At 35.8% G+C, this 24,321-nt stretch carries 24 protein-coding genes; 6 read left to right on the top strand and 18 right to left on the bottom strand.

Annotation, left to right across the window (positions count from 1 at the left end):
- Window positions 1-7: 7 nt before the first annotated feature.
- From mnmC2 to IEV69_RS07430, 3 genes are read right to left on the bottom strand one after another with little or no spacing between them, the layout of a single operon-like run.
- On the bottom strand, window positions 8-667 hold the full coding sequence (gene mnmC2 / locus IEV69_RS07440; RefSeq protein WP_188441074.1) for a tRNA (5-methylaminomethyl-2-thiouridine)(34)-methyltransferase MnmC2: 660 nt from the start codon (window positions 665-667) through the stop codon (window positions 8-10).
- A 3-nt stretch (window positions 668-670) separates the two neighbouring features.
- Window positions 671-1,117 (bottom strand): hypothetical protein, encoded by a 447-nt coding sequence (locus tag IEV69_RS07435; protein WP_188441072.1) that lies wholly within the window; start codon window positions 1,115-1,117, stop codon window positions 671-673.
- 1 nt (window position 1,118) lies between these two features.
- Window positions 1,119-1,622, bottom strand: coding sequence for a DUF4920 domain-containing protein (locus IEV69_RS07430; protein ID WP_188441070.1), 504 nt, complete (start codon window positions 1,620-1,622; stop codon window positions 1,119-1,121).
- A gap of 122 nt (window positions 1,623-1,744) precedes the next feature.
- Here IEV69_RS07430 and IEV69_RS07425 point away from each other — a divergent pair, with 122 nt between their 5' ends.
- Window positions 1,745-2,812 (top strand): branched-chain amino acid aminotransferase, encoded by a 1,068-nt coding sequence (locus IEV69_RS07425; RefSeq protein ID WP_188441068.1) that lies wholly within the window; start codon window positions 1,745-1,747, stop codon window positions 2,810-2,812.
- Window position 2,813: 1 nt separating this feature from the next.
- Here IEV69_RS07425 and IEV69_RS07420 read toward each other — a convergent pair whose 3' ends face one another.
- Window positions 2,814-3,206, bottom strand: coding sequence for a pyrophosphohydrolase domain-containing protein (locus IEV69_RS07420; protein ID WP_188441066.1), 393 nt, complete (start codon window positions 3,204-3,206; stop codon window positions 2,814-2,816).
- 280 nt (window positions 3,207-3,486) lie between these two features.
- Window positions 3,487-5,514: a dipeptidyl-peptidase 3 family protein gene (locus IEV69_RS07415; RefSeq protein WP_188441064.1), complete on the bottom strand. Its 2,028-nt coding sequence runs from the start codon at window positions 5,512-5,514 to the stop codon at window positions 3,487-3,489.
- Window positions 5,515-5,603: 89 nt separating this feature from the next.
- Here IEV69_RS07415 and IEV69_RS07410 point away from each other — a divergent pair, with 89 nt between their 5' ends.
- Together IEV69_RS07410 and crcB are read left to right on the top strand one after the other, a co-directional pair.
- Entirely contained in the window at window positions 5,604-6,665 is a 1,062-nt protein-coding gene (locus tag IEV69_RS07410) for an SRPBCC family protein (RefSeq protein WP_188441063.1), read from the top strand.
- A complete protein-coding gene (gene crcB, locus IEV69_RS07405; protein WP_188441061.1) occupies window positions 6,665-7,030 on the top strand; it encodes a fluoride efflux transporter CrcB in 366 nt (121 codons plus the stop codon). Before IEV69_RS07410 ends, crcB begins: the two co-directional genes overlap by 1 nt.
- A gap of 8 nt (window positions 7,031-7,038) precedes the next feature.
- Here the strand turns inward: crcB and IEV69_RS07400 are convergent, their stop codons facing one another.
- Together IEV69_RS07400 and IEV69_RS07395 are read right to left on the bottom strand one after the other, a co-directional pair.
- Complete coding sequence (locus IEV69_RS07400) at window positions 7,039-7,644, bottom strand: DUF1684 domain-containing protein (protein ID WP_229741394.1); 606 nt, start codon at window positions 7,642-7,644, stop codon at window positions 7,039-7,041.
- Between the two features lie 52 nt (window positions 7,645-7,696).
- On the bottom strand, window positions 7,697-8,146 hold the full coding sequence (locus IEV69_RS07395; protein WP_188441059.1) for an Lrp/AsnC family transcriptional regulator: 450 nt from the start codon (window positions 8,144-8,146) through the stop codon (window positions 7,697-7,699).
- A gap of 124 nt (window positions 8,147-8,270) precedes the next feature.
- Here IEV69_RS07395 and IEV69_RS07390 point away from each other — a divergent pair, with 124 nt between their 5' ends.
- Window positions 8,271-8,666: a hypothetical protein gene (locus tag IEV69_RS07390; protein WP_188441057.1), complete on the top strand. Its 396-nt coding sequence runs from the start codon at window positions 8,271-8,273 to the stop codon at window positions 8,664-8,666.
- Here IEV69_RS07390 and IEV69_RS07385 read toward each other — a convergent pair.
- Genes IEV69_RS07385 through IEV69_RS07375 form a run of 3 tightly spaced genes read right to left on the bottom strand, consistent with a single transcriptional unit; the run spans window position 8,663 to window position 12,964 of the window.
- Window positions 8,663-8,989, bottom strand: coding sequence for a DMT family transporter (locus IEV69_RS07385; protein WP_188441055.1), 327 nt, complete (start codon window positions 8,987-8,989; stop codon window positions 8,663-8,665). The genes IEV69_RS07390 and IEV69_RS07385 overlap by 4 nt on opposite strands.
- A complete protein-coding gene (locus IEV69_RS07380; protein ID WP_188441053.1) occupies window positions 8,989-9,507 on the bottom strand; it encodes a hypothetical protein in 519 nt (172 codons plus the stop codon). Before IEV69_RS07380 ends, IEV69_RS07385 begins: the two co-directional genes overlap by 1 nt.
- Before the next feature lie 37 nt (window positions 9,508-9,544).
- Window positions 9,545-12,964 (bottom strand): methylmalonyl-CoA mutase family protein, encoded by a 3,420-nt coding sequence (locus IEV69_RS07375; RefSeq protein ID WP_188441050.1) that lies wholly within the window; start codon window positions 12,962-12,964, stop codon window positions 9,545-9,547.
- Between the two features lie 175 nt (window positions 12,965-13,139).
- Between IEV69_RS07375 and IEV69_RS07370 the strand changes: the two genes are divergently transcribed.
- Complete coding sequence (locus tag IEV69_RS07370; protein WP_188441048.1) at window positions 13,140-14,018, top strand: T9SS type A sorting domain-containing protein; 879 nt, start codon at window positions 13,140-13,142, stop codon at window positions 14,016-14,018.
- Window positions 14,019-14,101: 83 nt separating this feature from the next.
- Window positions 14,102-14,815 carry a DUF4197 domain-containing protein gene (locus tag IEV69_RS07365; RefSeq protein WP_188441046.1) on the top strand — a complete coding sequence of 238 codons (714 nt, stop codon included), beginning with the start codon at window positions 14,102-14,104 and terminating at the stop codon, window positions 14,813-14,815.
- Here IEV69_RS07365 and IEV69_RS07360 read toward each other — a convergent pair whose 3' ends face one another.
- The 8 genes from IEV69_RS07360 to IEV69_RS07325 all read right to left on the bottom strand — a co-directional run bounded on the left by IEV69_RS07360 (window position 14,816) and on the right by IEV69_RS07325 (window position 24,287).
- Entirely contained in the window at window positions 14,816-15,601 is a 786-nt protein-coding gene (locus tag IEV69_RS07360) for an ABC transporter substrate-binding protein (protein WP_188441044.1), read from the bottom strand.
- 5 nt (window positions 15,602-15,606) lie between these two features.
- On the bottom strand, window positions 15,607-16,428 hold the full coding sequence (gene pyrF, locus IEV69_RS07355) for an orotidine-5'-phosphate decarboxylase (RefSeq protein WP_188441042.1): 822 nt from the start codon (window positions 16,426-16,428) through the stop codon (window positions 15,607-15,609).
- A 34-nt stretch (window positions 16,429-16,462) separates the two neighbouring features.
- On the bottom strand, window positions 16,463-17,539 hold the full coding sequence (prfA, locus tag IEV69_RS07350; RefSeq protein ID WP_188441040.1) for a peptide chain release factor 1: 1,077 nt from the start codon (window positions 17,537-17,539) through the stop codon (window positions 16,463-16,465).
- A 125-nt stretch (window positions 17,540-17,664) separates the two neighbouring features.
- Window positions 17,665-18,402 (bottom strand): hypothetical protein, encoded by a 738-nt coding sequence (locus IEV69_RS07345; protein ID WP_188441038.1) that lies wholly within the window; start codon window positions 18,400-18,402, stop codon window positions 17,665-17,667.
- Between the two features lie 127 nt (window positions 18,403-18,529).
- Window positions 18,530-19,687: an MFS transporter gene (locus tag IEV69_RS07340; RefSeq protein ID WP_229741400.1), complete on the bottom strand. Its 1,158-nt coding sequence runs from the start codon at window positions 19,685-19,687 to the stop codon at window positions 18,530-18,532.
- Window positions 19,688-19,759: 72 nt separating this feature from the next.
- Window positions 19,760-20,938 (bottom strand): AIR synthase related protein, encoded by a 1,179-nt coding sequence (locus IEV69_RS07335; protein ID WP_188441034.1) that lies wholly within the window; start codon window positions 20,936-20,938, stop codon window positions 19,760-19,762.
- Between the two features lie 66 nt (window positions 20,939-21,004).
- The gene (locus tag IEV69_RS07330) at window positions 21,005-23,191 is read right to left on the bottom strand and encodes a glutamine synthetase III family protein (protein WP_188441032.1); all 2,187 of its coding nucleotides are present in this window, start codon (window positions 23,189-23,191) and stop codon (window positions 21,005-21,007) included.
- A gap of 142 nt (window positions 23,192-23,333) precedes the next feature.
- On the bottom strand, window positions 23,334-24,287 hold the full coding sequence (locus IEV69_RS07325; protein WP_188441030.1) for a calcium/sodium antiporter: 954 nt from the start codon (window positions 24,285-24,287) through the stop codon (window positions 23,334-23,336).
- Between the last annotated feature and the right edge of the window lie 34 nt (window positions 24,288-24,321).

Genomic DNA, 24,321 nt, shown 5'->3' with positions numbered 1-24,321 from the left:
ATATATTTTAAGTTTTAACAGCTCTTAGCATTTCTCTTTTTCCCGGGGGTCCCTGTAGTTTTTCAACATGAAAACCCACACTTTGCAAGGCTCTTCTCACACTTCCTTTTGCTGAATAAGTAACTAATACTCCATTATTTTTCAAAGCTATAAACATTTTACTAAAAATTCTTTCCGTCCAAAGTTCAGGTTGTACACTGGCTCCAAAAGCATCAAAATAGACTAAGTCATACTTGTTTATGTCATTGATATCAAAAAAGTCCTGTTTTCTTTTTCTTAATCGAAAGTTTGCAGAAATATTACTTCGGATTTCCCAGCTTATTTTGTGCATCAAATCAAAAGGGGCTCTGTCAACATTTAATTCTTTGGCGAAGTTACATTTTTGAATTTCCTCAAATACTACCGGAAATTTTTCAACGCCATCATATTCAATTTCTAGTTTTTTCGCTTCAGCTTCTAACAAAGTCAGAAAGGCATTAAGTCCAGTTCCAAAACCAATTTCTAATATTGAAATATGCTTTTGTTCATAAAAAAGCTGCAATCCGCTTTTTAAAAATACATGTTTTGCTTCCTGAATCGCACCGTGTCTTGAGTGATAACTTTCTTCCAAATCTTCCAAGTGGATGGTAGTAGATCCGTCTGCTGTTATGATCACTTTTCGATTCAAAGTTTATTTTATTAATAGCTTTTTGATTCGTGGAATAGGACCAGTACATTCAGTTTGATGACAATTTAAACACAAATTAACAGCGTCGTTGTATCGTTTTTTAAGCGGAACTTGTGAGGTAGTGTCAAAAATTAATTCAAATTTCTCGACAAATAAATGAGAATAAGCTTCAAATGCCTGATTTCGTTCTTTGAAATCAGACATTTGAGCTGTGTGAATTTTTAGGATTTCCTCAGGAAAGTTGGAAAGTGAATCTCCATTTTGAATACTTCCTTTTAACTGGTTTTGAATGTCATACATAACATTCATAAGAAGCGCCATTTCTGAAGGTTCATATAAATCATATTTCTTTTCACCTTTATCAGAACCTGGGTTTTGTAATGCTTTTTCATTATCGTTTTGACAGGAACAGCAAGCAATTATAAGTAAAAGAAAGCTGAATCTAGACATATTACTCCTTTAATAACACACCTTTTGCTTCAAAAGACAATGTTTTCTTGGGTTCGGTGATTTTTGCAATTTCCTCATCTGTGGCATCTGCATCTTCTGCATAATGACGTTGTTCTTCAATACTCATTTGCTCTATATAGGCTTTGCCTTCAAGGGTGACTTCCTCGCCAGAAATGTTTTTGGGCATAAAAAACCCATAATCTTTAAATCGCACCATAGTTTCTTGGTCACCTAAATCAATTTTCATCCAACAGCCTTTACTTTGACAAACTTCATTAACAATTGAAGTAAACTTAACTTCAACGGTATCTCCTGGTTTTAAGGTGTTAAAAAGTGCAGCCATTTCTTCTTTTGTAATCGCTTCGTCTTGGCTAATTGCTTCTCCAAAAGTTGCATAAGATATCTCATCTACTAATTCATCTGCTGTTACTTGCTGATTTTCCGGGTTGTTTTTACAAGCTCCCAGCAGTATTAAGATGCTTAAAATTAAAAGTGAATTTTTCATTTTTTTTAAATTAAATAGTGTTATTGGTATAAACTTTAAATATACTGCAATTTTATGAAATTTTTAAATTTTAAAAGCTTAAAAAAATGACTACTTTTGTGGTGCCTAAAAAATAGTACAAAATGCAAGAAAACAATACACTTCCAATAACAATTAATAAAGCAGAAACTTCAAGACTTGACCAGGTTGATTTTGAAAATTTAACTTTTGGAAACGTCTTTACAGACCATATGTTGACTTGTGATTTTGTTGACGGAAAATGGCAAACTCCTGTAATAAAACCCTATGGCCCCCTAACCATTTCACCAGGAGCAAGAGTATTTCACTATGGCCAGGCAATTTTTGAAGGAATGAAAGCTTATCGAGATGAACAAGATGATGTTTGGTTGTTTAGACCTGAGGAAAATTTTTTAAGATTTAATAAGTCTTCAAAAAGGCTTGCTATCCCTGAATTACCCAGAGATGTGTTTTTTGAAGGTTTATTAACTTTACTTCGAATGGACAAAAATTGGGTGCCAAAAGGATATGGTAACACATTGTATATTCGTCCATTTGTATTTGGTGATCAGGTGGGAGTTTCTGCAGCACCTTCGGGTACTTATAAATTTATGATTTTACTTTGTCCCGTAAAAGCATATTATGCCGGTGATGTAAAGGTTTTAATTGCAGAAAATTACAGCCGAGCAGCAAACGGAGGAGTTGGTGCAGCTAAAGCTGCCGGGAACTATGGCGCGCAATTTTACCCAACAAGTCTTGCCAAAGAAAAAGGTTTTGACCAAATTATCTGGACAGATGATTGCTCACATCAGTACCTTGAGGAGGCAGGCACCATGAATGTTTTCTTTAGAATTAATGACACATTAATAACTGCACCCACAAGCGATAGAATTCTTGATGGAGTAACCCGAAAAAGTGTCCTGGCACTGGCCGAGCGTGAAGGCATTTCTACTGAAGTAAGAAAAATTACTGTATCAGAACTCCTTGAAGCCGCTAAAAATAAAAGTCTTAAGGAAATATTTGGTGCCGGAACGGCAGCAGTGATTAGTCCGGTTTCAGGATTTGGATACAAAGATGACTTTTTTGAACTACCTTCTCAGGAAGATTCTTTTGCTAAACGCATGAAAAAAAGCTTGCTCGACATTCAATACAACATTTCTAAAGATCCTTTTAATTGGACGCTGAAAGTATAAACTAAGCTTTTTTATTTAGTATTTTTTCGATATCAGGTGTAAAATAGCTGGGGCCTTTGAGTACTTTGCCGTCTTCTCTATAAATGGGTTTTCCGTCAGCTCCTAACTTACTCATATTACTTCTTTGAATTTCTTCAAACACTTCCTCTATAACGTCTTGCATTCCGTGCTCGATAATGGTTCCACATAAAATGTATAACATATCTCCCAGAGCATCTGCCACTTCAACAAGGTCATTATTGTTGGCTGCTTCAAGATACTCTTCATTTTCTTCCCGCATTAACTTATAACGCAATAAGTTTTTGGCTTCGCCCAAATCTGCTGTTGGTTTGTTTTTTATGCCCAATCCAAAAGCGTTGTGAAATTCTGTAACTGCTTCTATTTTTCGATTCATATTCTAAATTTTGGTTGTATTTTTACATTTATAAAACTACACAATTATGTTTACTTCAGGTCAATGGATTGTTGCAATTATTTTTGTCATTGCTTTTATTATTTTAATGATTTATAGTTATAACAAAGATAAAAAGTTACATAAAAAAAATTATAAAGGAGTGATTTGGGTTTTGGTTGGATTTATCTCTTTTATTCTATTTTTATTCCTTATAAAATTTCTGATGAAATAAAAAAAGCCACCTGAATCAGGTAGCTTTTTTAAGTAATATTATCTCAGTTTAATTCTTTACTAAAAAACCAAAGTCTTTAGCATAGTGAAGCATTTGCTCTTCAAATGTTTCAGGCCAGGTCATTTTAAATTCTGTTATGTTTCCTTCATCATCCATTACCGGTGAGATAACGGGGTTTAAAAAACCACTGTAGGCGGCATCTGTAAATTGTTTGTTTCTCTCCAGAATTTCTTCGTGCATTTCCGGGTTTATCTTTTTACCATAGGTGGTTACGATAGCTTCAGCAGCTTCAAAGTCACCTTCAGATTTAATACGTTGCAATTCCCTAAGGATATCACCAAAAATTGCTCGTAGTTTTTGATAGTCGTTGATATTGTAATAGGTCTTGCCATCACGCTCCACTTTTTCAATCACATTCTCTTCCTTACCTCGCTCATAAGCGATGCTGCTCACATACATACGGTTCATCATATGGTCTTGTTCCACATCGTCACCAAGGTCAATGCGAATCAACTGTGTCATCAATCCGTTTCTTATGTAACTGTCGTAAGCAGTTTTACCAAGTTCTTCCCAATTGTCTGTAATGCCCAGTTCCTGAATTTTAGGATCCATAATATAATAGAGTGCAACAAGGTCTGCCCTTCCTTCTTCCATAGTGGAAGCATATTGTTTCAGGGTTTCTTTGGGTTGCCCTACACCTTTGTTAAGCTGACCGGAAGCATGTCCCACCACTTCGTGCAGTGAGGTGTGTAATTTGCTTGCCAGTTGGCCATATTCTTCTGCACGTTGTACTTCTTCTTCATCGTGTGCAAATTCCTGCAAACGGCCTTTTCCTCCTGCATTGTCATAAGCATCAATAATATTTCCCAAGGAAACTGATTTTGAACCGTGCTCCTGACGTATCCAGTTGTTGTTTGGAAGGTTAACCCCTATGGGTGTACTGGGTGAAGCATCACCGGCTTCACCGGCAACATTCACAGTATTGTAACTGATCCCTACCACATTTGCTTTTTTGTGTTCATTCATAATGGGAGCATTGTCTTCAAACCATTGCGCTTCGCCTGATAGCACAGACATTTGTTTGGACATTTCAAAATCTTTTATCTGGACGATACTTTCATAAGAACCGCGGTATCCTTTCGGGTCGTTGTAAACTTCCACGAAGCCGTTGATCCAGTCAATATTCCCTTCGGTTGAATTTACCCATGCAATTGCATATTCATCCCAGGTTTCAAGGTTTCCGGTGGTGTAATAATCGATAAGCAAGCCCAAGGCTTTTTCCTGTGCTTCATTTTCAGCAACGTTTTTTGCTTTTTCCAGCCAAGAAATCATTTTTTCAATGGCGGCACCATACATCCCGTCTTTTTTCCAGACTTTTTCAACCAGTTTACCATTTTCTTTTACCAGTTTTGAATTGAGTCCTGCTTCAATGGGACGGTCTCCCCTGTTTTTGTTTGCATCCTTATAAAACGACTCGAGATCAGCATCGGTAACATCAGGGCCATAAAAGTTAACGGCGGAGTTTGCGATATTGTCTTCCCCTTTGGTTCTGTCAACCTTTTTTGCGTCGGCGTCATTAAAAATAATATCAAATGCTTCGGTACTTAAAGTAGTCCCCGTTTCCTCAAGCAAGGATGTGAAATATTGTTCAGGAAAGTTTGCAGGAAGCTTGTCTGTTGAATAATGATGGTGTATCCCGTTGGAGAACCATATCCTCTTCAGGTAAATTTCAAAGTTTTTCCAGTTTTCAGAAGTTTTATCGCCATCATAGGTTGTGTAAATATTTTCGAGTGCCTCTCTTATTTCAAGGTTGTAGCGGTAATTTTGATCCCACATAATGTCTCTTCCGGCAAGACCGGCCTGAGTTAAGTAATAAACTAACTCTTGTTCCTTTAAGGACAATTCTTCCCATCCCGGCACTTGATATCTCAATACCTGCAAGTCTGCAAATTGATCTATCTTATAAACAAAAGCCGACTCTTTTGGTTCCTCAGTTTCTACTGCTGGGGTATTATCCTTACAACCAACAAAAATAAAGGCTGCCGCAGCAAAAATGCTTAAAAATTGTATTTTCATTCTATATTCGTTTTTGATTTCCACAAATGTAATAAATTAGCATTGTAATATTAGTTATCTTAGCTTTTAGAACCCATAATTTTTTTCATATGAAATTTTTCAAATACTTATTCTTTTTGTTACTCATTGTTTTCATTGGAACTGCTCTTTATTTTGGAACCCAGGACGGCAAGTTTTCTGTGAAAGAGCAAATTGAAATTGACGCACCTGTCCAGGTTGTTTTTAATGAAGTAAGTGATTTTAAAAATTGGGAACATTGGGGTTCCTGGATGAAGGATGAATCTTTAAAAATACATTATCCAGAAAACACGAAAGGAGAAGGTAGCTTTTACTCCTGGGAAAGTGAAAAGGAAGGAAAAGGCGCTATGCAAACTATCACCAGCAATCCATATGATTCTCTCACCCAAAAAATTATTTTTAACGGTTCTTTAGAAGATGAAGGCCACCAGGTCCTTTGGAGTTTTGATCCTGATGTTACCGGAAAAAAAACAAACCTAAGGTGGAGTATGAATGGTGAATTAAGTCTTATAGAAAAGGTATATATGGCCGTAAAAAAAATTGATATTGAAGCCTCAATTAGTGAAATGTATCAAGAATCGCTTCAGAACCTTGATAGTGTACTTCAAGTCAAAATGAATGAATATTCCATTGAAGTTATCGGCCTCACCCAACACAGTGGTGGTTTTTATTTATACAATAGCACAGCTTCTAAACAGACTGAAGTGAGTGCTAAAGCAGCTCCCATGATTTCGCAATTAAAATCTTTTATGAATGAAAACAATATCCCCATTGATGGAAGTCCCTTTGTGGCCTATTTAAGTTGGGACGAAATGAATAATTCAACCATTTTTTCGGTGGGTATACCTACACCTGACCGTGTGATATTACCTGACAACAGTCCGGCAATTACAGGTTATTTACCAAGCATATCTGCAGTAAAAGTTACTCTCTCAGGAAAACTCACTTATTTAGATGAAGCATATGAAGCTGCAGAAAAATACCTGAACGATTCAGGTTTGAATAAAGACGAAAACCTTAGCATAATTGAGGTTTATGCAAAAAACCTACCAGAGGAGCCCAATCCTGCAAAATGGAAGACCGATATTTACATTCCCGTTGAGCAAGAAAACATTGAAACTATAGATTTATAATGAAAGAAGTTGTTTTTGTCTTTTTAGGTGGAGGCTTAGGAAGTGTTTTAAGATATTTTGTAAGTAAATTGCTAAATAACGAAACATTGCAAATTCCTCTGGGAACATTTTTAGTAAATATAATAGGAAGCCTATTATTAGGATTTATAATGGGGTATGCCATAAAAAACAATCTAACAGAGAACACAAACTTACTTTTTCTAACCGTTGGTATTTGTGGCGGATTTACTACTTTTTCTGCATTCGCTTCAGAAAATGCAAACTTGTTAAAAACCGGGGACTACACAACATTTGCAATCTATTCCAGTGCAACTTTGATCGTTGGGATTGCTGCTGTTTTTACTGGCTTATGGTGGGCAAAGTAAAAAGTAGTCTATTTATTTTTAAAATGACGAACTCCGGCCTCGATTCTAATTTTTAAATCATTTTCCTCCGGTGGAATTGGGCAAGAATAAGCGGCGTTGTAGGCACAATAAGGATTGTATGCTTTATTGAAATCTAAAATCATTTCATTTCCCTCAGGAATAAAAAGATCAATATATCTACCTCCACCATAAGAGCCGGCACCACTGGTTAAATCGGTAAATGGCAAAAATAAATAGTCTTCATAGCCTTCTTTGGGATGTAAATTTTGATAAACATTTAAAACCATTAAATTATCTTCCAATAAAAAATGTAATTCTCCATATTTTATATATTCAGGAAGTCTATCAGTTGTGGTTGGCATCAGAAAGGGAACTTCATTGGGGGTTCTCACAAACTCAGCATTGACTCTAAAGTCTAAGTTTATTGGGTAAAATTGAAGCCCGGTGAAATTCTCTAAATCTTCCGGAAGTAAAATTGAAGTCTCACTGTTTGTAAAATGTTCATTTAGTTCATTCTGGAAGTCCTGTACTTCTTGAATTGCATTTTCTGATGACTGTGCTATTAGACCAAAATTAAAAAATAGTAATCCACAAAATAGTAATTGCCTCATCATTCCAGAAAATATTTGAATTTTATTAAAGTTACTAAATTATTTTTTATCCCAACTAGTTAGGTGGCAAAATGGGTGCATTCTCAATTTTATTTGACAAAACAATGTGAGTTTTGGTTTCGCCATAGGAGATAAGTTGGTCAATAAATTGTTCTAGATGTTTTTGATTTTTTAAAACCACTTCCATTATAATGTTTTCATTACCGGTTATTCGATAACAATTGATTACTTCTTTAAACTCTGAAACCCTGTCCAAAAATGGTTTTAATCTTCCCATAAAAACTTTCAGAGTTATAATTGCTTTTAATTGATATCCTGTTTTGATATAAGAAAGTTGCGTATAATACCCCCTGATAATTCCTATGTCTTCCATTTTTTTAATTCGCTCCACAACAGCGGGAGCTGTAAGCCCAACTTTCTTACTGAGCGCTGCCATCGAAATGCGGGCATTTATTTGTAAGTGTTTCAAAATCTCCCAATTCACAGAGTCAACTTTTATTTCCATAGTTTTTAGTTCTATTAATTTTTATTACAAAGTAAATATACTATATATTTTATTTTTAAAAGCAAAAGAACCTAGTTTCTCTATAACTTTGCATAAAATTGAGCTCCCCAAAAATTCGCCTGATATGAACTATAACATTCATTTAAAATTGCCTAATTCACCTTTGTATAAAAAGGCTTTGGAGATTTTCACCTTATCAAAAAGTCTCTCGCAGTTTTTAGTTCACGATATGGCCGTTTTAAATGAAAAGGGAGAAGAACATCCTGAAATTTATTATACTGGTGATATCGTTCAAAAGTCGAGTTCAATCATTCCGGAAATAATTAACGCTGAACAAAAAAAATATACTGAAGAAAGGCATAAGCACGCAGCTTCTGTTGCCCGTCTTTCTAAGTTACTCTACAAAAATTGTGAACGTTTAGAACATTCAGTTCCAAACGGAAAGGAATTCATAGCACTGCTACGAAAGGAATTGAAAGGTTTTAGAAAAATGCAACGACAATGGCATTTGTCCCTTTAGTTTGTAACCACTTTTAAACCAACCACCGAGGCTATTAACGTAAATAGAAAAAATAACCTCCAGAAAGACATAGGTTCTTTAAAAAATAAAAGTCCAATAATTACTGTACCAGCCGCACCAATTCCTGTCCAGACTCCATAAGCTGTTCCAATTGGAATTACCTGAATGGCTTTATAAAGCAGCAACATACTTATACTCAAACAAATTATAAAACCGGTTAACCAAAGAAATTGTGTAGTTCCGGTTACCAGTTTTGCCTTTCCTAAGCAAAATGCAAAACCAACTTCAAAGAGTCCGGCGATAATGAGGAGAGTCCAGTGCATTATTGAAATCTTTCTTTATTTCTGTCGACATAAAATTGCCTGCTATATGTTCCGGGAAAGGCGTGATCGCCTTCTTCAAAATCAAATTGAACATAATTTACATTTTCAGACTCTGTAAGTGTAAAAGTAGCAACAGATAAATACCCATCGGCTCCTGTTGAACCCATTTGCTGAGTCAAAAAATTACTTTCCGGAATTGAAACAAAAAGGGTGTCTCTTGAATGTTTTAAAAACTCTAAATGAACTTTTTCATTTTGGGAGTTTAAAAAATCAATCCATTGATTTGGAGTAAAAACGCCCTTTTGTACCCTTCTGTTTCTTACAGGAATATCAGATTCAAAATCATAAATCCAAATAGAAGGGTCATTTTTATCAATTAAAGCCTCACCAACAATTGTGGTAGTGTCTGTTTCTAAAACTGTTTCTGCTTCCTGTTCTTTTTTCATATCATTACAGGAAATGGCAAGCATTAACAAAACAACATAAACTATGCTCAGTATTGAATGTCTTTTTTCCATTTTACTTTAACTGCTATTATGGATGAGGGCGATATTTTTACATATTTCTTCTATACTGCCCACCAACTTCAAATAATGCGGTAGTGATTTGACCTAAGGAACACACTTTGGTAGCTTCCATCAATTCCTTAAACATATTCTGATTTTTGATGGCTGCTTCTTTCACTTTATTTAAAGCAGCTTCAGCTCTGTCTTCATAAGTTTGATGAAGGTTTTTTAAGGTCTGAATCTGAAACTCTTTTTCTTCCTCTGTAGCGCGAATCACTTCGGCAGGAAGTATAGTTGGGGACCCTTTAGAACTTAAAAATGTATTCACACCAATAATAGGGAATTCACCGGTGTGCTTCAAAGTTTCATAATACAAACTCTCTTCCTGGATTTTACTGCGCTGATACATCGTTTCCATTGCTCCTAAAACCCCTCCTCTTTCTGTAATGCGATCAAACTCCAATAGAACGGCTTCTTCCACAAGCTCTGTCAGTTCTTCAATTATAAAAGCGCCTTGTATTGGGTTTTCATTTTTAGCCAATCCAAGTTCTTTATTAATAATCAACTGAATGGCCATTGCTCTCCTTACAGATTCTTCCGTAGGCGTTGTGATGGCTTCATCATAGGCGTTAGTGTGCAAAGAGTTACAATTGTCGTAAATCGCATATAAGGCCTGAAGAGTTGTTCTGATGTCGTTGAAGTCAATTTCCTGAGCGTGTAAAGACCTTCCGGAAGTCTGAATATGATATTTCAGCATTTGTGCTCGTGGATTGGCTCCGTATTTTTCTTTTAAAGCCTTTGACCAAATGCGACGAGCAACACGACCAATTACAGCATATTCAGGGTCAATACCGTTTGAGAAAAAGAAGGACAGGTTTGGTCCAAAATCATTGATGTCCATTCCCCTGCTTAAATAGTATTCCACGTAAGTGAACCCGTTTGAAAGCGTTAAAGCCAATTGTGTAATGGGATTGGCGCCGGCTTCAGCAATATGATATCCCGAAATAGATACCGAATAGAAATTGCGCACCTTTTCCTCAATAAAATATTCCTGAACATCACCCATTAAACGTAAAGCAAATTCGGTAGAAAAAATACAGGTGTTTTGTGCCTGGTCTTCCTTTAAAATATCTGCCTGAACTGTACCTCTCACTTGTGTTAGGGTTTCTGCTTTGATTTTTTCATACACCTCTTTAGGAAGCACCAAATCTCCTGTTAAACCTAATAACATCAGGCCCAGCCCATCATTCCCAGCGGGTAATTCTCCATTGTATCTGGGGCGTTCAACACCTTTGTCTTTGAAAATTTTTGCGATTTTGGCTTCTACTTCCTTTTCGAGTCCGTTTTCCTTGATATATTTCTCACAATTCTGGTCGATGGCGGCATTCATAAAAAAGCCTAAAAGCATCGGTGCGGGACCGTTAATGGTCATACTCACCGATGTGAGCGGATGGCTCAAATCAAAACCAGAATACAGTTTTTTAGCATCGTCTAAACAACAAATTGAGACTCCTGCATTACCAATTTTTCCATAAATATCAGGTCTGTAATCAGGGTCGTTTCCGTAAAGGGTCACACTATCAAAAGCTGTGGAAAGACGCTTGGCGGGCATTCCCAGACTCACATAATGAAAGCGACGGTTGGTGCGTTCAGGACCACCTTCACCTGCAAACATGCGTGTGGGGTCTTCCCCTTGACGTTTAAATGGATACAAACCGGAAGTATAGGGAAACTCTCCCGGAACATTTTCCTGTAACATCCATCTCAATAAATCACCCCAGGCTTGATACTTTGGTAAAGCCACTTTTGGAATTTTCAAGTGTGAAAGTGATTCAGTATGGGTTTCTATCTTGATTTCTTTATCGCGCACTTTAAAACTGTAGTATTGTCCCTGGTATTTTTTTTGGACTTCTTCCCAATTGACTAACTTTTCCCAGTTGTAAGGATCCATATCCATTTTCAAGCGATCAAACTCGGCCAAAAGGAGTTTGCTCAATTCTTTTTCGGAAGCTTCGTTTTTTTCAAATTCCAGACCACCGGAAGTAATGCTAATTTTAGTTTCTGAAATCGATTCCAATGTTTTATAGATTCCGTAAAGTCGCTGGGCCACTTCCACCTGTTCGTTAGCTTTCTTGTCATAAGCACGGTTGTTTTCAGCAATTTCTGAAAGGTAGCGAGTGCGTGCCGGAGGTATGACAAATATTTTTTCAGACATTTCGTCTGTAATTTCAAACGTGCTTTTGAGGTCTGATCCCGTTTTTTCTTCTAAAACTTCCATCACTTTTTTGTAAAGTGTGTTCATTCCCGGGTCATTGAACTGTGAAGCGATTGTTCCAAAAACCGGTAGCGTTTCTGATTTGGCATCCCAAAGTCCGTGGTTGCGTTGGTATTGTTTTTTTACATCACGCAAAGCATCCTGTGCACCCCGTTTGTCAAATTTGTTGATAGCAACCAAATCGGCAAAATCAAGCATATCAATTTTTTCAAGCTGAGTAGCAGCTCCAAACTCCGGGGTCATTACATATAGTGACATATCACTATGCTCAATGATTTCGGTATCACTTTGCCCAATTCCTGAAGTTTCCAAAATGATCAAGTCATATTTTGCAGCCTTCAAAATGGCAATGGCTTCAGCTACATATTTGGAAAGCGCTAAATTAGACTGGCGTGTTGCCAATGAGCGCATATATACTCTTGGGTTATTGATAGCATTCATTCGTATGCGGTCGCCCAAGAGTGCACCACCTGTTTTTCTTTTGGAAGGATCTACAGAAATTATACCTATGGTTTTTTGAGGAAAATCAATCAAAAAACGTCTCACTAGTTCATCGACCAAAGATGACTTTCCGGCACCACCGGTTCCCGTAATACCCAGCACCGGAGTTTTTGAGTTTTTATTTTTTTTATGAATCGCTTCTAATACAGGCTTTGCTATTTCAGGAAAATTTTCTGCAGATGAGATGATGCGTGCAATCGCCGTTGGTTTTTTTGACTCCAATTCATCAAACTCATCACCCAATTTGTCTCCAACAGGAAAATCAGCTTGTTTCACCAGGTCGTTGATCATCCCCTGAAGTCCTAATTGACGACCATCATCAGGTGAATAGATGCGCGTGATACCATAATCCATCAACTCTTTAATTTCTTCTGGAAGGATTACACCCCCTCCGCCACCAAAAACCTTGATATGGCTAGCGCCTTTTTCCTGAAGCAAATCATACATATACTTAAAATACTCATTGTGCCCGCCTTGATAGGAAGTCATTGCAATGGCGTTGGCATCTTCCTGAATTGCAGTATTGACCACTTCTTCCACACTTCGGTCGTGACCAAGATGAATTACTTCAACACCGGTTGACTGTATAATGCGACGCATAATATTGATAGCGGCATCGTGGCCATCAAAAAGGGAAGCTGCGGTAACTATTCTAACTTTATTTTTGGGTTTATAAGGAGTTTGATTTTCCATACTGTGTTGATTCTATTTTAGAGCTGCAATTTACAAAAACATAGAGTATTCAGTATGAAAATGTACTTTGAAATTAATAAATATATCAAGATTTACTGTTAAATAATTTTTATTTGTCGTCCTGTATTACTACTTTAGCTCATTGAATATTAATTAAACTTAAAAACAAACTATTATGAAGAAAATTTACACTTTAGCAATTGCTTTAATTGCATTTGGTGCAACGGCACAGTATGACATTAACTTTGACGACATGAGTCTTGGACCTGTTAGTCCTCAGTCACCATTTATTGAAATGTGGCCGGCTGCAGGAGTTACAGATTGTAATGTCGTTATTGACATTTCTCAATCAGAACCAAATTCAATGTATGTTGGAAATAACCAAACTGATGATGTGATATTCCTCTTAGGAAATCAGGCTTCAGGAACTTGGACCATTCAATTTCATATGTATGTAGATGCTGGTTCAACTGGTTATTGGAATATTCAAGATAATGAAATTGCAGGAACTCAGTGGAATGGTGAATATTATGTTGGTGAAACTACAACAGGAGGAGCTCCTGGTGTGATTACTTATTCAGAGACAGGCGCTACATTTCCTTACACTGAAGGGGAATGGTTTGAAGTAAAGCATGAAATCAATCTTGATGCTTCAACTCAAAACCTTTATATCAATGGAGATATATTCCTTGATGGTGAGCCTTTTGTAGGTACTGGTGGAGTAGCCGCTAATGCTTTGGGTGGTGTAAACTACTATTCTGCAGGAGCAACAAACAGTTACTACATTGACAGTTTCAGGTACGTTGATGGAATACTTTCAGCTAACGAATTTGAAAATGCATCTTTCAGTGTTTATCCAAACCCTGTAGTTGACCAATTAAACATTAAATCGACTGATGCTGTTAATACAGTTTCTGTATTTGATGTAACAGGAAAATTACTTCAAACAGTTGAAAACTCTAAATCAATAGACATGAGTTCTTATAACTCTGGTATTTACTTTGTAGAAGTTACTATTGGTAACAGTACTCAAACTGTAAAAGTTCTAAAATAATTAATATACTAGTATAGTTATTTTAAAAGCATCCCGGTCTCAATCGGGATGCTTTTTTTTATATTTACAAGAAAAATTATTCTATGAAAAAATCATTTATCTTATTTCTTGCTTTTGGATTATTTTCTTGTGCAGAATTACAACAAGTGGTAAACACCTTGCCACAGGAAGGTGGTGGTATTACAAATGCAGATATAGCTTCCGGCTTGCGTCAGGCATTGGATAATGGCATTGACAAACAGGTTTCTAAACTCACACAAACAGATGGTTTTTTCAGAAACGAGCTAGTTAAAATAATGCTTCCTCAAGAATTACAAAAGGTTGACAAAACCCTAAGAGATATTGGTATGGGTAATTTGGCGGATGAAGGCTTAAAAGTTTTAAACAGAGCTGCAGAAGATGCAGTAAAAGAAGCAACCCCTATTTTTGTTACTGCCGTAAAGCAAATTACTTTTAACGATGCTCGAACGATCTTAATGGGTGCAGATGATGCAGCCACACAATACCTCACTAATAAAACAACCCATGAACTTTATGGAAAGTTCAATCCGGTAATTTCCAGTTCACTTGATAAAGTGGGAGCTACTCAAATTTGGAATAATATCATTACGCAATACAATGCTATTCCTTTAACAAGCAATGTAAACCCTGATTTGGCAGATTATGTGACCCAGGAAGCTTTAAAGGGTGTGTATACTATGATTGCAGTTGAAGAAAAAGAAATCAGAACTAATTTTTCATCTAGAACTACTGATATTTTAAGAAGTGTATTTGCGTTACAGGATCAGAATTATTAATCAAATTTTTGACTGTAATTTCTTAAAATAATCAAACGTTTTAAGAAGTCTTGAGCCATACCAACTAAAATACTCCCCGTCAACGGGGAGTATTTTTTTATTCCCCAATTCTGATTTTAAATGTTCGACATGAATGTGCTTAAACGGAAATGGTTCTGTTGACAACAAAATAAGTTCAGCATAATGAAGGTCCTCAATAGTTATTTCCGGATACCTCACATCTCGACTTGAAAATATATTTTCAAATTTATTGAGTTGCAATAACTCATCAATGAAAGTATTTTTTCCTGCAGCCATATAAGGATCTTTCCAAATAAGGTAAGCAGTTTTCAAACTTGAGCTTTTTGCAACACTGTTTTTAAAGGAAACCAGATTCTTTTGAATATTCTCATTGATTTCTTTCGCTTTTTTTTCTACTGAAAATATATTTCCAAAAGCACTAATCATTTCAATGCAATTTGAAATGTTCTTGATGTCACTTATCCAGACCGGAGCAATGGTTTCAAGTTTAGCAACCATTTCTTTAGTATTTTCTTCTTTATTACAAATTATGATATCTGGAGAGAGCGCTTTAATTTTTTCAAAATGTACCTGCTTGGTGCCCCCCACAATTGTTTTTTGTTTTTTCAAATGAATTGGATGCACACAAAATTTAGTGATTCCCACAATATTCTCTTCCAGTCCTAAATCCACTAGTAATTCTGTTTGAGAAGGAACCAGTGATACTATTCGGGAAGGTGTTTTTAAGAGGGAAATTGGTCTTTTTAGTTGATCAAAATAGTCCATCAATCTTAAAAATGGTTTTCAAGAATTTGCTTCATTTCCAACTGTAGTTTTTTAGCTTCAACTGCAGCTTTTTCAGAAAAATCACTTTCGCTTGAAGCGTAAATAATCCCCCTTGAAGAATTTATCAGCAAACCAATATCTTTATTCAACCCATACTTACACACTTCCTGAAGACTTCCTCCTTGAGCACCCACACCCGGAACCAACAAAAAATTATTTGGTACTATGCTTCTGATTTCTTTAAAATATTCAGCCTTGGTGGCTCCCACCACATACATCAAGCGATGAGCATAGTTCCATGTTTTTGAAGTTTCAAGCACTTTTTTATAAAGTGGTGAATCTTGAGTTGAAAGTGTTTGAAAATCAAAAGCGCCTTCATTGGATGTTAGTGCCAGAAGTATGGTAAATTTATCTTCAAAATTTAAAAAAGGTTCTACCGAGTCTTTTCCCATATAAGGAGCCACGGTGATCGAATCAAAATCCAAATCTTTTAGAAAAGCTTTGGCATACATTGATGAAGTATTACCAATGTCGCCACGCTTGGCATCTGCAATGGTAAATACTTCAGGGTAATTTTTATTGAGATATTTAATTGTTTTTTCAAGGGATTTCCAGCCTTTTAAACCGTTTGCTTCATAAAAAGCCATATTTGGTTTGTAAGCAACAACATACTGATGGGTAGCATCAATGATGGCTTTGTTAAATTCAAAAATAGGATATTCAAATCGAAGAAGATGTTTGGGGATTTTATCGATGTCAACATCCAAACCAATGCATAGAAAGGATTGCTTTTGCCAGATTTGTTCTATTAAAAATTCCCGTGTCAATCTATTGTTTTTTTTTATTTGCTTTACTATAACCTTAAAATACGTCGCTGTTTTCCTTCAGTTTTTCAGTATTGTCTACTAATTGAAGTTCGTCAATAATTTTTTGAATATCACCATTTATTATATTACCCAAATCATATAAAGTCAAACCAATCCGGTGGTCAGTAACTCTCCCTTGTGGATAGTTATAAGTTCTGATTTTTGCACTTCTGTCACCACTGCTCACTTGTGAGTTACGTTTTGCTGCATCTTCTTCCTGGCGTTTAGCCAACTCGATATCATACAACCTTGACCTCAATACCTTAAATGCTTTATCTTTATTTTTATGTTGGGATTTTTCATCCTGACATTGTGCTACTATACCCGTTGGAACGTGTGTTAAACGTACTGCAGAATAAGTAGTATTAACCGATTGACCTCCCGGACCTGAAGAACAGAAAAAGTCTATTCTTACATCTTTAGGGTCAATTTGCACGTCAAACTCTTCAGCTTCGGGCAATACCATTACGGTAGCTGCGCTGGTGTGAACACGACCCTGTGTTTCTGTTTGCGGGACACGTTGCACACGGTGAACACCGGCTTCAAACTTTAATGTGCCGTAAACATCTTCACCATTTACTTCAAATTGAATTTCTTTATAGCCACCATTTGTTCCTTCACTAAAATCCATCACATTGAATGACCAACCTTTGCTTTCAATATACTTGGAGTACATTCTGAACAAATCACCTGCAAAAATGGAAGCTTCGTCACCACCGGTGCCAGCTCTTATTTCCATCACAACGTTTTTAGCGTCTTCGGGGTCTTTTGGGATCAACATAAACTTGATTTCTTCTTCAAGTATTGGCAAACGATCTTTTGCAGTATCCATTTCCATTTTTGCCATCTCAACCATTTCAGCATCGCTGCCTTCGTTAATAATTTCTTCAGCTTCAGCAATACTGTTTGTCAGCGAAATGTATTCTTCGCGTTTATCCATCAGTTTGCGTAAATCTTTATATTCTTTATTTAGTTGAACATATCTTTTTTGATCAGAAATAATATCAGGCTGGATGATTAAATCACTTACTTCATCAAAGCGCTGTTTAATTATTTGAAGTTTTTCTATCATAAATTCCCTCTGTTTTTTGAGTGTAGCAAATTTAAGATAATTTAATCTATTAAAATTAATATCTAAAGGAAAAGCATCTGAAAGGTGAATTCATAAAAGAATTGACTAAAAATGTGAAGTGTGTATTAAATATAAGACTCCTTTTCTATACGCAATCTACCTTCATTTTTAGAAGAAGATGTGGTCAACGCAAAATTCACCAACAGGGAAAGCGCGATTAAATAGAAAAAACGTTCAAGAAAAAAAGCCGCTTCAATTTTATAAAAGTATGCTGCAAGTCCACACAAATCAGAAAAAATAAAGGCAATCACAAAATACAAATAATGTAAAGGGGTTTTTCCAAAATATCTATCATAGTAAAGATAAGCCGCAAAGCCAAGCACTAACAAAGTTCCCCCTTGCAAATAAAAGAGAATTAGCTGAAAACCATTATCAAGTCCTTCGTTTAGAATTTCAGAAAGGTAATAAAGGTTGAAAATATTTAAACCTATCAAAGAAATTGCAAAAATTAGAATTGCCGGAGTAAAACCAGAGATTTTGAGTTTTTTTATAGAAAAATAAATGAGTGAAATATATGCACTAATCGTAAATAAAAATGAAGATGTTTTGTAAGCGGGAATTTCATAATTGATAATAAACAAATCCCTAAGCATAAATAAAATCAATGCAAGAAACACAAAGCCCTTCCAATAATTTTTATAAAAAATGAAAAAAATGAAAAATAAAAACACTGATAATACGCGCATCATTCTGCTTTGTGACATATCCAAGAATGCAATTACATACATATTGACAGCTATCAATATTAAAGTTAAAATAATGAGTTGGGTGTATTTGTTAGTAAAGTAGTTATTTAGCATCATATTCCAGTTTAGTTAGTCAATAGAACTAGGATTATTCCTACATAAACCTGTATACGAAAAAAGAAACTCTTTGGTTTTATTAAAACTAAAATTATTATAAAAAGTTGATAATAAACATTATAAACTTTTAGACTGATTTAATTCTGTAAACCCGAAATGCATTCAGCATCATCAATATGAAGAAGGCTAAAGAAATGACACTTAATGTTGTAAAATTTATGCCTCGGTCTAAATAAAATCCAAATAATACCGGGCCTACTGCAGTAGCAAAAACCATTACCGTTATAAACAAACTACGAACAGAACCTACTATTTTTGTTCCATATACCTCTGCTAAAACAGCGTTTTTTACTGTTGCTCCAAATCCGTTTGTGACGCCTATTGAAGTTATAAAAACAACATAGGACCATTGGCTATCATTAAAAATAAAGAATAACAATCCTAATATGAATGGAAGAATATACAAAGGGTAAAGGGTTCTTGCTGAATATAGATCTGTCAACCACCCTGAGACTAAAGCCATACAAAAATTCCCAATGGCATATCCCGAAAAGCTCAAAGCAATAAATGCCGGTGACCAATCTTTTAAATCACCAATCTTCAATTGAAAAAATATATATGCAGTTCCAATAGTAGCACTAGAGAAATTTAATGGTGCAATAGCCCAAAAAGCCCTCGTTTTAATAATATTTACAGGACGTGAAGCTTTTCTTTCATCGACAGACATCGACGAAGGTATATACATTTTCAATCGTGTAAAATTGCGTTTTGTAAACAATAAATACCTTGAAAATGGAATTGTTAAAACAACAAACAAAACACACAATATAATAACAATTCGCCAATCAAAAAAACCTAATAATAAAACTATAGTTATTGGTAAAACAGCTTCTGCTATAGGATGCCCCACGGCGGCAATACTTATTGCTTTTCCTCTGTTTTTATCAAAAAATTTTGCCATTGCCGTTATCGATGTATGTGACATCAAACCTTGCCCAAATAATCGCAGACCATACAAGGCCAATAATAAAAAAATCGCAGAGTAACTAAGAGCAAAAGCAGACAAAGCAATTGCCAATCCCAAAATCACAAGTGAACTAAATTTTGGTAATCTTGTACTGTCTATAAACCTCCCAAGCCAGGTGAGTGTAAAAGCACTACCTATGGTTGCAACAGCATACAGCGTACTAAATTCTGTTTCAGTTAATACAAATTCATTTTGAAGATGTGGCTTAAAAAGTGATATGAAAAAAGTCTGCCCAAAACTGGACGAAAAGGTGAACAAAACCCCAAACAGTAACAACGAACTGTTTGCAACAAAAAAGGATTTTGAAAGTTTCATTTGGAACCGTGAATTTTAGTATTCAAATACACCCAATTCACTTTCAATAGTAAGTTTCTTTTCTGCGGAAGCTTCTACCCTTCCCACTATCTGAGCATCAACATTGAAACTCTTAGAAATATTAATGAGGTTTGCAGCAATAGATTCGTTACAATATATTTCCATTCTATGGCCCATATTGAAAACCTGATACATTTCTTTCCAGTCTGTGCCTGATTCCTGTTGTATGAGTTTAAAAAGTGGTGGTACATCAAAGAGATTATCTTTGATGATATGTAACTTATCAATAAAATGGAGAATTTTAGTTTGTGCTCCACCACTGCAATGCACCATCCCATGGATATCTCCAGAATTGTATTTTGAAAGAATTTTTTTTATCACAGGCGCATAGGTTCTTGTGGGAGAAAGTACCAGCTTTCCGGCATCAAGCTGACTGTCTTCCACTCTATCAGTCAATTTTTTACTTCCTGAATAGATCAATTCCCCCGGAACTGAAGCGTCAAAACTTTCAGGGAATTTTTTGGCTAAATATTTTTCAAAAACGTCGTGGCGTGCAGAGGTCAAGCCATTGCTTCCCATACCACCGTTGTACTCTTTTTCGTAAGTGGCCTGCCCAAAAGAAGCTAATCCTACAATGACATCTCCGGGTTGAATGTTGGCATTATCAATTACATCGCTGCGCCTCATTCTGGCCGTAACAGTTGAATCTACAATAATGGTTCTCACTAAATCTCCTACATCGGCAGTTTCACCTCCTGTCGAGTGAATGGTCACTCCAAAACTTTTCAATTCTTCAATCAGTTCTTCGGTTCCATTAATAATGGCTGAAATAACTTCACCCGGAATCAGGTTTTTATTTCTCCCAATGGTTGAAGAAAGTAAAATATTGTCTGTAGCACCCACACACAAAAGATCGTCAATGTTCATAATGAGTGCATCCTGGGCAATGCCCTTCCACACTGACAGATCACCGGTTTCTTTCCAATACATATAAGCCAAGGATGATTTTGTTCCGGCTCCGTCTGCATGCATAATAAGACAGTAGTCTTTATCATTGGTTAAATAATCAGGGATTATTTTACAAAAGGCTTTTGGATAAAGTCCTTTATCTACATTTTTGATAGCGTTGTGCACATCTTCTTTTCCGGCAGAAACACCCCTTTGCAAATATCTTTTACTTATTTCCTGGCTCATTTTTATTAATTGAAATACAAAAATAATCAATTAAAAAATCCCGTTCACAGAGGAACGGGATTTTATTTATTTAGTAAACAAAAGCTCTCTGTATTTTGTCAATGGCCACAGCTCGTCGTCAACTAGTAATTCCAGTTTATCACAATGATACCTGATTACATCAAAAAGTGGTTTTACATTTTCACAATAGGCATTTGCTGTTTTTTCAATATCATTCATGTTGTTGGCTTTTTTTCGCTCTTCTGTCATTTCAGTTACACCTTCATTGATTTTCTCAATATGCTCACTGATTGCTTCAATGATTTCTAATTGTTGTTCAGCCATTTTTGTAAAGCCATTGCCATATATTTCCTTTAGCCCTTTTACATTATTTACCAAAACGCTTTGGTATTTAATTGCTGTTGGAATCACATGATTTCTTGCAATGTCGCCCAAAACCCTTCCTTCTATTTGAATGCGCTTGGTGTAATCTTCAACCTCTATTTCATAACGGGCTTTTGATTCAACCTTATTCATGATTCTCATTTCTTCAAAAAGAGTGATGGCTTTTTTGGATATTTTAGCTTTAAGAGCTTCAGGAGTTGTTTTATAATTACTTAATTTTCGTTTCTTCGCTTCTTTTTCCCAAGCTTCTCCATAACCATCTCCTTCAAAAAGGATGCGTTTAGAGTCTTTAATATATTCCCGCAGTACATTGAAAATTGCATCATCTTTTTTCATTTTCTTTTCCTCTATCAAAGTGTCCACTGCTGTTTTAAATTCAACTAGCTGTTTGGCAACAATTGTATTTAATACAGTCATTGGATTGGCACAATTAGCTTTGGAGCCTACTGCCCTGAATTCAAATTTATTTCCTGTAAAGGCAAAGGGAGATGTTCTGTTTCTATCTGTATTATCAAGTAGAATCTCAGGAATTTTACCAACTACATTTAACTTTAAATCTGTTTTTTCTTCCGGAGAAAGTTTTCCTTTGGTCACATGCTCAAGATTGTCAAGCACCTTGGTCAATTGTTCACCGATAAACACTGAAATAATAGCAGGTGGTGCTTCATTAGCCCCTAACCTGTGATCATTACTCGCGCTTGCTATACTCGCTCTAATTAACTCTTCATAACTTTCTACAGCTTTAATGGTATTTATAAAAAAGGTGAGAAACTGAAGGTTGCTCATAGGAGTATTTCCGGGGCCTAAAAGGTTGACACCAGTGTTTGTTGCCAATGACCAGTTGTTGTGCTTACCGCTACCATTAACCCCTTTAAAAGGCTTTTCGTGAAACAAAACCACAAAATTGTGACGTTCTGCTACTTTTCCCATCACATCCATTAACAATGAATTATGGTCTACAGCTAAATTGGATTCTTCAAAAATAGGTGCCAATTCAAACTGATTTGGAGCAACTTCATTGTGCCTTGTTTTAACAGGAATGCCTAAAAGCATACACTCTCGCTCCATATCACGCATATAATTTAATACTCGTGAGGGAATTGAACCAAAATAATGATCCTCAAGTTGTTGTCCTTTCGCTGAAGTATGACCTAACAACGTTCTGCCGGTCATCATTAAATCTGGTCTGGAAGTGGCCAACGCTGAATCTATTAAAAAATATTCTTGCTCCCATCCTAAAGTTGCTTGAACTTTAGTTACGCTTTTATCAAAATACTTTGCTACAGCAGTTGCAGCATCATCTACAGCAGAAAGTGCTCTTAATAATGGGGTTTTATAGTCAAGAGCCTCACCCGTGTAGGATACAAAAACTGTTGGAATACAAAGTGTTGTACCAATAATAAATGCCGGAGAAGTAGGATCCCAAGCGGTATATCCTCTTGCTTCAAAAGTATTTCGTATACCTCCACTTGGAAAGCTTGATGCATCAGGTTCTTGTTGAACTAACTGGCCTCCGCCAAATTTTTCAATTGCTAACCCATTGGAAGTGGTTTCAAAAAAAGCATCGTGTTTTTCTGCTGTAGCACCTGTTAATGGCTGAAACCAATGTGTATAATGAGTCACCCCTTTGGAGATAGCCCACTCTTTCATACCCGTTGAAATATGATCAGCCAATTCTCTTGGTATTTTGGCACCAAACTCATGAGCATTCATAACTGCGTTATAAGCCTCTTTCGTGAGGTATTGACGCATAGCGTGTTCATTAAAGACGTTTTTTCCAAATAAATTTGAACGTCTTTCCTTTTCTTCAATTACAACAGGTTTCCTGTTTAAAGTTTCTTTAATGGCGTAGAACCGTAGTGTAGACATAGAATGAGTTTTGTAGTTTCACAGAGCAAAACTACACTTTTTTTAATCAAAACACAACTACACCCTATTTTTTTTGGGGTGTAAATACAAGTATTGATTAATTTTTAACTAAACACCCTGTTATATTAGGGGTTGATTAAAATTAATTAAACAGTGCCAATCCTATAAATAGTAGATAAGAAGCAAAAATGAAAAGTCCTTTAGCACGATTAAATATTAACTTTTTTGGTAAGAATGCAAGTGGAATTAGAACCAGCGCAAAGCCTAACATCCAAAAAATATCATTGGTTAACACCTCTTGACTTTGTACTGTAATAGGATGAATAATTGCAGTAATCCCCAAAACAGAACCTATATTGAAAACATTTGATCCAATCAAATTACCAAAAGAAATCGCTTTTTCCTTTTTTAAAGCCGCTATTACAGATGCAGCTAACTCAGGAACACTTGTTCCAACTGCAATCATTGTTACTGCTATAACGCGTTCGCTAACACCCATAGCAGTTGCTAAATCTACAGCTCCTTTAACTAATAGTTCTGAACCGCCCCACAAAGCCACTCCACCAATAATAAGCCAGATTATTATTTTAATATATGAAATCCCTTTAAGTTGGTCACCCGCTACAACTTCATCTACCTCTACTCTACTTTTACTCTTTGACTGTTTTATTAAAAAAAATAAATAAAGCACCATTGCTATTATAAAGCCAATACCTTCAGTGAGTGATAATACATTGTCATTCGCCAAAAAGAAATAGAGCCCAATTGAAAACAGCATCATTACAGGCCAGTTGTATTTATAAAAATCCCTATCAATCACTATGGGGGAAATTATTGCAGTAACTCCCAAAACCAAACCAATATTTGCAATATTGGATCCAATTATGTTTCCTAAAGAGATGTCAGAAAAGCCTTTTAATGCTGCTTGCAAACTCACTATCAATTCAGGCATTGAAGTAGCAAATGAAACCACTGTAAGACCTATCACCATTTTTGAAAGTTTCAATTTAAATGATAGTCCCACCGCTGCTCGAACCAAATACTCACCACCTATTACCAAGAGAGTTAAACCAATAAGTAAATAAACTATACTCATCTATTATTTTTTTTTTGCGAAGATACATAAACTG

It is taken from the genome of Planktosalinus lacus (assembly GCF_014640155.1).
Lineage (GTDB): Bacteria > Bacteroidota > Bacteroidia > Flavobacteriales > Flavobacteriaceae > Planktosalinus > Planktosalinus lacus.
This window is presented reverse-complemented; position numbering and strand designations above follow the sequence as displayed.